This window comes from Methylorubrum sp. SL192, from assembly GCF_026672325.1.
Taxonomy (GTDB): Bacteria; Pseudomonadota; Alphaproteobacteria; order Rhizobiales; family Beijerinckiaceae; genus Methylobacterium; species Methylobacterium extorquens.
In genome coordinates, this window is record NZ_JAPPQV010000001.1 from 144,383 (window position 1) to 153,878 (window position 9,496).

Sequence of the window (9,496 nt, forward strand, 5' to 3'; positions counted from 1 at the left end):
TTGTTCGACCGTTCGCGTGTCCGCTGCGGTATGCCTCAACGGACTGCCGCGACGGGGATTCCTGCTCCGTCCGTTAGAGTCTAATACAGCCAACGGACATGCCCACCATTGGACAGGGCATCAACGGACGGGTTTGACGTGCAAACGGTCCTGTACGCCCGCGTTTCGACGGTAGAGCAAACGATCGAGCATCAACGGACCCAGGCCGAGGCCGCCGGCTTCCGATTCGATCGCGTGTTGATCGAGCGTGGCCAATCCGGTGTCGGGACGCGGCTGGCCGATCGGCCGGAGGGCCGGCGCCTGTTCGATATCCTGCGCTCTGGTGACGTGCTCGTGGTCCGGTGGCTCGATCGGCTCGGCCGGAACTATGAGGACGTGACGGCCACCGTGCGTGAGCTGTTGGCGCGCGGCGTTACCATTCGCACCGTTATCAACGGATTGGCGCTCGACGGCGCCACGGCCGATCCCATGCAGCGGGCGGTGCGCGATGCCCTAGTGGCGTTCATGGCCGCCACGGCGCAGGCACAGGCTGAAGTCACCCGTGAGGCGCAGGCGGCCGGGATCGCACTGGCGCGGCAAGAGGGGAGGGGGTTTCGAGGCCGCAAGCCGACATACACGCGCGCGCAGCTCGCCCAGGTACGCGACGCGCTCGGCCGGGGCGAGCCAGTAAGTGGGGCTGCACGGGAGGCTGGGCTGTCCAGGCAAGCCGTCTACCGGATCGCGGCTGATCCGGCTGGCAGTGAGGCGGCGCTTGTGACGTGGGGGCTGTAGCTATCGAGAGGCCATGCCGCGGGCGCGGGCGTGTCAGCGCCTGGTTGTGCCTGGTCATGCGTCGGATGCGTGTCGGAGTCCGACTTGCCGGAGCGGAATCCGACCCCTCGCCCGCCGCGCTTGGATCAAGCAGCGGAGGAGCCTCCCAGTCGCGCGCCGCAGCCTGTGCCGGCTAGTATGGGGAGCCAAGGCCGGCCAAAGCGCCGGTCGGGGATCGGGTCCATTGGGGCGAGACCTCCGCGTACCGTCACAAGGTGGCACAGCACCAAAACTCTCGCCTGCCCCCCTGGATCTGGCATCGGAGGGCTGGGCCTGCCGCGCACCGCAGTTTGAGCGGGCCCGCAGCCAGGAGCGCGGCTGGCGCCGATTTGGGCCCAACTCGCCAGCGTGCGATCCTCGTGCGGGTCGGTACGCGACTAAGCACGTGCGACTGACGATCGGGCGCCGACGGCACCTCCCAGCTGATCCGCGCGGCTCTGTGGGGCACGCGGCGGATCTACAAGCCGGGGTTTCGCTACAAGAAATGCGGCATACTCCTGCTGGACCTGCACCCGGCCGAAGCAGTGCAGGGCTCGCTGTTCCCGCGGCCGGATCGCCTTGAGCGATCCGCCCCGATGGAGGCAATGGATGCGGTCGACGCGCGCTATGGGCGCGATCGCGTGTGCTACGCACGCAGCGGCCAGGAACGCCCCTGGAAACTGCGGGTGGAATACCCTTTCAACCGCTATACAACTTCTTGGACTGAGTTGTTGAGTGTATAAATCATCGGTCTGTCTAGGTGTTGACGATCGGACTTTCGGAGCAGACCGCAAGGTTCTTAGCACCGCGCGTCATAGCTACATACAAATTATTTGTGTCCATCTTGTCCATTTCTAGAATAACCGCTCCGTCTGCCTCTAAACCCTTGAGCAACAGAGTGCTACCAACGGCAACGCTTGGAAGTGGACGACCAACAAGCCTATTTGCCTCGCGCATTTGTATAGCAGCATTAGAAAAAGTAACATTGCTATCGGACGCACAAATGTTGAGCGCTCTCAGACAGGCGCGAAAAACCGCGGGCCGATAAACTCGGGTTCCGCTTTGACGATTAAGTGCCACGAGCAAATCCGCGCAGGATTGATATGTCTTTAGATTTATCATCGCAAAGCACGCGGTTTCGACCTCGCTAGGCGGCGTCCTATTTGTCTTGTTGTGGATAGATCTAAGTCTGCTTATAGTGTCATCGATATTAATCTCTGTCATCACTTTTTTTGCAAATTCCATCAATGAGCGGAAAGCTCTGTTTTCGGTGGGACTAAAGGCAGCTGCAAAATCCGTGAGGTCCTTTAGATCAACAGCCTCAACTGTTGAAGCGCCTGGAATTTGGCTCGCAAAGCGCTGTTGTCCATTTTTATTTCGACTATCGGCTATAACAAGAACTTTGTAGTCTTTGTTAGAGCGCATTTCGCCAATTGTTTTTAGTCTCACGGCATGATCGTCCTGCCCCGTCAAATGGACCCATTTAACATTAGCGGGAGAGGTGCGTAAATCTATTGGCCTCCCAGACTTTAGCTCACTTCTAATACCCAACAGCCATTGACCAAAGTCCTCGGCCCCGACGTTTCGCCACCGCCAAGGGGTTGCTAGTTCCCCACATACAGGCAGATCGTTGCAGATCACTCTATCCCAATGTGGCAAATCGCCTGCATTAAAGCCGAAGATAGCTTGTAGAGGATCACCAAGCGCACAAACAGGAAGAGCACTTGCTACAGCAACAATGATTTTATGTTGGTGAACGCCACAATCCTGATACTCATCGACGATAAGCCGTGAGTAAGTAGCAGCTAGAATGTCAGCTATATGGTTGCCGCCGACTATCTCGATAGCTGAGGCGCGAATAGCAGGATAATCGCGGCCGGGTGTTTTCAAAGCTAAAGTTTCAGCCGAGCAGCCTCCTCTTTTCGGAAACAAATGCGCAATGCGCATTGCCCATCCGTCTAGAGTTGCAAGTCTGTACTTTCTAGCAGGCACATCAGCCTTATCCAGGCGCGCTTTGAGTGCCGCTACCCCAGCATTGGTATGCGTTAGAACCAAAACAGGTTTAGAGGCGTCGTGTCGCTTCAAGGCTTGGGCTATGAGGTGTGTCTTACCACATCCCGCAGGAGCTGTGATGGTCCCACGCGAAATGTTGAGTAGGTCAATTTCAGGGTTGGACATGGGAGGCCCAGGTAAAAAGATGATCGATCTTTTCTTTAAAAAAAGCATCTCCTTTCTCTAAGTCAGGACCAATTACATCCCTCCCAATTGCTTCCATGCGCGTGACGGTTTTAAACCAGGGTGTTTTTTTATTTTTGGACGCCATACCTAAACAGACTCGCATTTCTGGTGTAATCGCACCACCAAACGAATTAACGTCTATAGTGTTGGAGGAGAAATTTTTTAAATGGTCATTGATAGTATTCCATTCAATGTCTTCTGCTGCCATCTTGATTAGTTCATGGACAGCTTCATCACTGACTCCTGCAAAAATTGCTTGTTCGAGTGCTTGACCAGTATCCCATTTAAACACAGTTCCTCCCGCTGAGGTAAAAGCACTTTCAACATCTGCGTCCACAGCAACATCGTCGTCGCGTAGCACTGCACAGCGGTATCCCAATCCAGAAAACGCTGGGGCACGGCTATAGATTTTATTTACACCGCCAGCATCTACCAAGGCGACACCTGAGGCAAATATCGATGGCAAACCTTTGCTCGTTCTATATTGATCGATGCCTCTTACTAAGCCGACCTCGCTTGCGCCTTCGCAAATGAGTACAGAACCAGCCAAGAATGCTTCAGGGCATGTTCGGATGGTTCCTTGAACACCATCATCTGTTCCGATTGGTAGAAGCCTCATGCTCGCGCTATTTCGGCGTACAACAATAAGCTGAGAGCCCGATAATTCGCGAAGCGCTATCGGTGAGTGCGTTGTCGCAAATACCTGTAACGGTTCGGTGGCCTCTTTAGAGCCCAAAGAACCTAGGAGGCGAATAATCCGGTGCGGTTCCAAGCCGTGCTCTAGTTCATCAATCAGAACTACAGACGTGTTTTCAGAGGCTTTGCGTTGCAACCCTGCAATGAGAAGTCTTGTTGATCCAATGCCTAGGCCTCTTAAAGGTACGCCGCTCTCATCATGCAGGGATATCGTGCCTCCTACAAATGACACGGAATGAGCATCCAGCATCGCTTTAACACTATTGCCAACTGGTATACCGAGCTCTTTCGCTGTTTTACCTACAATACTCAACGCATCGCCGAGCTGTTTAGCTGCTTCTTCCCCAAATGCTGCCCGTGCATCACGTGCTGCTTTGGCTAGCGTTGCGGACGCATCAGCGCGCTCATCGCTAACTCGGTTTAGGACAGAACCGCGTTGCCATCCCAAGTTATGCTGAGCAAGTGCGCCAACACGGGTTGGCGCAAGCTTCACGCGGTCAGCCCATTGGAGACCGCGTGTCGTTGCCTGGGTAACAGCTCGATCCGAATAGAGCGTCCAAGACGGTTCCAGATCGCTACACACTTCAAGTTTTAGGGTGATGACCGTTTCAAATCCCGCCTCCGGCTCATCGTGGATTTGTCCAGTGATTTTGTCAAAGCTGCGTAAGTAATTTCCATAGTTATCAAGGTTCTTCAGCGCATCATCTAATGCGCCTAACGTAATTAAAATCTCTATTGGTTTATCTACGTCGAGCTGATGAAAATCCGTGTCACAAAACTGCGCATTGCGACGTGCTCCTAAGCAAAGATCAATTGCATCAATAATCGACGATTTTCCGCTATCGCCAGGGCCAATAAAACAATTAAATCCTGAGCTTGGTGCGTATTCTAAATCCTTAATAGCTCGAAAGTTTCTAATATGGATAAACCTAATTCGTGACATAACTTGCCGCCGCCTCCCTGGCGCCTGGAGCTTAGCCGCTCGTTGTAATCGTGTGAAGGCTCAATCAGCCGGAAGGTATCCGGTGCAGAAGTCAAAACATTAGGAAAAAACGCTTAGATCGCGAGGTGCTGATACGGGCTGCGGCACGCGACCGGTCTGGCGCTCGATCTGAATGCGATGGGCGAGGGGGCGAGGACTCGATCCTGGCGTCGCTCAAGCTCTGGTCGGCGCCAACAGCGCTCCCAGCAACAGCCCGGCACAAGCTGCAGCATGCGGTGGGCTCGCCCCTCCGGCGCTTGATCTGAGTGGAGTGTCGAGGGTTCGGATGCCTCGCGCGCCCTGCAGCGGGGCGCGGGGTCGTACGCTGGCGGGTCGGGCTCCGATCGGCGGCGGCCGTGCTCCTGGCTACGGTCACAGCAGGAGCTGCGGCATGCGGTGGGCTCGCCCCTCCGGCGTACGATCCCCGTGGAGTGTCGAGGGTTCGGATGCCTCGCGCGCCCTGCAGCGGGGCGCGGGGTCGTACGCTGGCGGGTCGGGCTCCGATCGGCGGCGGCCGTGCTCCTGGCTACGGTCACAGCAGGAGCTGCGGCATGCGGTGGGCTCGCCCCTCCGGCGTACGATCCCCGTGGAGTGTCGAGGGTTCGGATGCCTCGCGCGCCCTGCAGCGGGGCGCGGGGATCATACGCTGGCGGGTCGGGCTCCGATCAGCAGGGCCCGCGCTCCAGGTTGCGGTCTGGCGCGAGCTGCAGCGCATAGCGGGGCCGGCTCTCCCGGCGCCGGACCCCGGGAGGTGCGCCTGATCGGCCCCCACGCGGTGGTCCAAGTTCTAAGTTAGTGCAGGGTCGGCCTGAGGGTCCCCCGGATCTTGGTCCGGCCGAAAGGTGAGCCTCCGGGTCTCATTCGGCGGGCTGCAGGGCCGCCGCCAGGGCGAATTCCTGGGGCGTTCGCCACCCCAGGGCGGTGTGAGGACGCCTCTCGTTGTAGTGCCGCCGCCACGTCTCGATCTTGCTCCTCGCGTCAGCCAACGACAAGAACCAGTTCGCGTTCAGGCACTCGTCGCGCAGGCGGCCGTTGAACGACTCGACCAGTGCGTTGTCGGTCGGCTTGCCAGGGCGCGAGAAGTCCAACGTGACACCGTTCTCGTAGGCCCAGCGGTCGAGGGCTTTCGAGACGAACTCAGGCCCGTTATCGACTTGAATCGCGCACGGTGCTCCGCGCAGCAGCGCCAAGCGGCCGACGACAGCCACGACCTGTTCGCCTTTGATGCCCTGGTCGACCTCGATCGCCAGAGCCTCGCGCGTGAACGTATCGACGACCGTCAGGGCCCGCAGCCGGCGGCCGTCGAACAGCGCGTCGGAGACGAAGTCCATCGACCAGCGTTCGTTCGGCTGGAGCGCAGCAGGCTGACGCTCAAGGTGTGCCGCGCTGACGTGCCGGCGCGGTCGCTTGAGCCGCAGGCTCAGCCCCTCGTCCCGGTAGAGACGGTGGACCCTCTTGTGATTCACCCGCCAACCCTCCCGGCGCAGCAGGATGTAGATTCGGAAGTAGCCGTAGCGCACCCGGCTCTTGGCCAGATCACAGATGCGCATCCGCAGCGGTGCCTGATCGGGCTTGGTCGCGCGGTAGCGGATGCTCGACCGGCCGACGCCGAGCGCGGCGCAGCCGCGCCGCTCGCTCACCCCGTGCGCCTCCTGAACCTGGTGCACGAGCTCGCGTCGCCGAGCAGGCGTCAGAGCTTTTTTGCGAGCACGTCCTGCAGGATGTGCTTGTCGAGGCTCAGATCGGCAACGAGCTGCTTAAGCTTGCGGTTCTCGTCCTCAAGCTGCTTCAGCCGCCGCAGCTCGCCTGTGCCCAAGCCGCCGTAGAGCTTCTTCCAGCGGTAAAACGTCTGTTCGAAGATGCCCATCCGGCGCAGCACCTCCGCGACCGGTGTCCCCGTCTCGGCCTGCTTCAGCGCGAAGGCGATCTGCTCCTCGGTGAACCTGCTCTTCTTTACGGCTCTGCTCCTCCCATCAGGGGCTCACACAACCGGAAAACTCGCACTCACGCCGGACCAAAGCGATGGGGGGACGTCACCTGCCTCAGGCACTCGTCGCGCAGCTCTGCTCGGAGATCTCCGCCTCCTTGCACGCCAGCGCCAAGCTCTTGCCCTGGGCGGTCTGCACCTCGATCTGGCGCAGCTTCAGCACAACCTGCTCCGCGCTTGTCTTCTGACCTCGCCGCATGTCCGACTCCTTTAGTCCTAGCTGATCCTCTCAATCAGCCCGGTCCAAAGCCAGCCGGTCAGATCAAGAGCACGCCGCTCCATGCGCGCCATCTCCGCTCCGCACCGATAGACCAAAACGCGTTCTCACACAGTCTCCACCCAATACGGACCTTCAACGCCGCAGCTCGAATGTCCGCTCGGGATCAGCAGCGGCGGTCTGATGTGCGAGAGGGGAGGGGACAAGTTTGCCCTCATGACTTGAGCACGCCCTCCGCCACCTCGATGAAAGAAGCGGTGCCATTTGGGTTTGGCCAGGGGGTGTCATCTCAATTTTGCGCCTACACCATGTATTCGCATAATATACGTTATGGAACTAGAATACATCAACTTAAATTAAATTTTATAGATGATACGTAAAAAAGTCGTGAGCGCCACCCTCTATTTCCTTCTCCTTCATTGCGGAAGTAGGGGAGGGGTCCCGAGTCAATCGTGGCGCCCTCCCCTGCCCCGATGTTGCCTAAAAACTTATACCGGCGGGATTGGTCGACGGCACTGCGCTCTCCTAGCTTCTGCTGTCAGGAGCAGAGCAATTACAATCTGGCCCCGTAATGTCGTGTCTGGGCCCCGCCGGCATATCACCTGAGCGCAAGTCCGCGCGCAGGCACCTATCCCTATCCTCAAGACCCTCATGCATTAAAACATGAGACCCAGATTACGCGGTGATCGGCCCCCACGCGGTGGTCCAAGTTCTAAGTTAGTGCAGGGTCGGCCTTTGCTCCACGGGTCGCTTGGCCGGCGGAGCCGACCGGGTGAGCGCAGCCGGCCAAGCGGTGAAGGCCGGCACGAACACCTCCGGGGCCGGTGGTCGGTAGCCGAGCGAGGCGTGCGGGCGCACGCTGTTGTAGTGTAGACGCCAACTCTCGATCACGATCTGCGCCTCCTTGAGCGTGTAGAAGATCTCACCGTTCAAAAGCTCGTCCCGTAGTCGTGCGTTGAAGCTCTCGACGTAACCGTTCTCCCATGGCGAGCCGGGTGCGATGTAGGCTGTTCTGGCGCCGACATCGGTGATCCAGGCCTGCACGGACTTGGCGATGAACTCCGGACCGTTGTCCGAGCGGATGTGGCCGGGCACGCCGCGCAGGATGAACAGGTCGGACAGCACGTCGATCACGTCCGCCGCCTTCAGCTTGCGTGCGACGCGGATCGCCAGGCACTCCCGCGTGAACTCATCGACCACGTTCAGCATCCGGAACTTGCGGCCCTCGTGCGTGCGGGCTTCGACAAAGTCGTAGGACCAGACGTGATCGCGACGCTCCGCCCGCAATCGCAGGCAGGAACCATCCCCGTCCCAGATGCGGCCGCGCTTGGGCTGCCGAGACGGGACCTTCAGCCCCTCGCGCCGCCAGATCCGCTCGACCCGCTTGTCGTTGACGAACCAGCCCGCCGCCTTCAGCAATGCACCGATCTTCCGGTAGCCGTAGCGCCCGTACTGGCGAGCCAGTTCCACGAGGTCGGCTGTCAGCGCGGCCTCATCCTCTCTTCCCCGCGGCACCTTGCGCTGCGTCGAGCGATGCTGCCCGAGCGCCCGACAGGCGCGGCGCTCGGAGACGTCTAGGACGTTCATGACATGCGCGATGCAGGCGCGTCGGCGCGCGGGGCTGGTCAGTTTCGGCGGGCCACTCCTCGTCGCTGTAGCCGTAGTCGCTGTCGAGTTGTTCGCGCTCCTCCAACGCAGCCTCGAACGCCTCCTGCTCGGCCTCGCTCAGCTCGGAGCGGGTCGGCAGGTTGCGCAGGCCGTAGGTGCGCCCCGTCATCAGCGACAGCGACACCTCGATCCACTTCCAGCCCTCCGCGGCCACGCGCGCGCTGAACTCGGCCAGCTTCGCCTCGGCCAACCGGTTGAGCAGGGCCTCATCCTCGAACCACCCGTCGCCGCGCTCCGCGAACAGGTCGCGCAGGACCGTGCCGCCCGCCGCCACGTAGGCCTCCTCGCCGACGTAGCGGGCGCGGGCATCGCCCACGCTCACCGTGCGGTCGGTCAGGGCTTGCCGGATCCCCCAGTTGCTCAAGCTGCCACGCTTGCTCAACGCCTCCCAGACCCGAACCTGCCGCTCGGCATCCTCGGTGACGGAGAACGCCATCAGGCATTCCAGCGTCATCTCGCCGGCACCGTAGGCGTCGAGCAGCACCGGGCTGATCGCGGCAAGCCGCAGCCGCTGGCCGACGATCTTCTCCGAGACGAAGAACCGGGCCGCAATGTCAGCGGTCGGCATGCCGGCGTCGGCGAGCGTCTTGAAGGCTCGGAACTGGTCGAGCGGGTGCAGGGCCTCGCGGTGGGCGTTCTCGGCCAGCGAGTCCTCCTCGGCGCTGATCGCGCTGTCGGGGGCGCGCACCAGGCACGGGACCTTGACGCCCTTGGCCATGCGGCGGGTCTTCACGAGGTGCTCCAGCGCCCGGAAGCGCCGGCCGCCGGCGGGCACCTCGTAGCGGCCGGTCTCCTGACCGGCCTCGTCGAGGATCGGGCGCACGTTCAGGTTCTGCATCAGGCCGCGATGGGCGATGTCCTCGGCCAGGTCCTCGATGCTCTGCCCGTTGGCGATCCGGCGCACGTTCGCCTGGCTCGG

5 protein-coding genes and 3 pseudogenes are annotated in these 9,496 nt (G+C 60.4%); 2 read left to right on the forward strand and 6 right to left on the reverse strand.

Annotated features, from left to right (window positions below):
• Positions 1–138: 138 nt before the first annotated feature.
• A complete protein-coding gene (locus tag OVA30_RS00840; RefSeq protein ID WP_268174256.1) occupies positions 139–771 on the forward strand; it encodes a recombinase family protein in 633 nt (210 codons plus the stop codon).
• A gap of 623 nt (positions 772–1,394) precedes the next feature.
• Positions 1,395–1,532 carry a DUF4113 domain-containing protein gene (locus tag OVA30_RS25985; protein ID WP_442786085.1) on the forward strand — a complete coding sequence of 46 codons (138 nt, stop codon included), beginning with the start codon at positions 1,395–1,397 and terminating at the stop codon, positions 1,530–1,532.
• Positions 1,533–1,545: 13 nt separating this feature from the next.
• On the opposite strand, the gene OVA30_RS00845 is transcribed toward OVA30_RS25985, so the two are convergent.
• The 6 genes and pseudogenes from OVA30_RS00845 to OVA30_RS00870 form a co-directional block, all read right to left on the reverse strand.
• Positions 1,546–2,967 carry a UvrD-helicase domain-containing protein gene (locus OVA30_RS00845; RefSeq protein ID WP_268174257.1) on the reverse strand — a complete coding sequence of 474 codons (1,422 nt, stop codon included), beginning with the start codon at positions 2,965–2,967 and terminating at the stop codon, positions 1,546–1,548.
• Positions 2,954–4,666 (reverse strand): ATP-dependent nuclease, encoded by a 1,713-nt coding sequence (locus tag OVA30_RS00850; protein ID WP_268174258.1) that lies wholly within the window; start codon positions 4,664–4,666, stop codon positions 2,954–2,956. Before OVA30_RS00850 ends, OVA30_RS00845 begins: the two co-directional genes overlap by 14 nt.
• Positions 4,667–5,562: 896 nt before the next feature.
• Positions 5,563–6,632 (reverse strand): IS3 family transposase gene (locus tag OVA30_RS00855; RefSeq protein ID WP_268174260.1). Its coding sequence is split into 2 segments (ribosomal slippage): positions 5,563–6,410 and positions 6,410–6,632, totalling 1,071 coding nucleotides; the frame shifts between segments, so codons are not numbered across the junction.
• Between the two features lie 133 nt (positions 6,633–6,765).
• Positions 6,766–6,891, reverse strand: a pseudogene (locus OVA30_RS00860) (IS3 family transposase); the annotation flags it as partial.
• Between the two features lie 735 nt (positions 6,892–7,626).
• Positions 7,627–8,622: pseudogene (locus OVA30_RS00865) on the reverse strand (IS3 family transposase); the annotation flags it as partial.
• A gap of 601 nt (positions 8,623–9,223) precedes the next feature.
• Positions 9,224–9,481 (reverse strand): annotated as a pseudogene (locus OVA30_RS00870) (ParB/Srx family N-terminal domain-containing protein); the annotation flags it as partial.
• Positions 9,482–9,496 lie beyond the last annotated feature (15 nt).

Excerpts from the sequence above, each read along its gene's own strand:
- OVA30_RS25985 (WP_442786085.1), top strand. The coding sequence starts at position 1,395 with ATGGATGCGGTCGACGCGCGCTATGGGCGCGATCGCGTGTGCTACGCA.
- OVA30_RS00845 (WP_268174257.1), bottom strand. The coding sequence starts at position 2,967 with ATGTCCAACCCTGAAATTGACCTACTCAACATTTCGCGTGGGACCATC.
- OVA30_RS00850 (WP_268174258.1), bottom strand. The coding sequence starts at position 4,666 with ATGTCACGAATTAGGTTTATCCATATTAGAAACTTTCGAGCTATTAAG.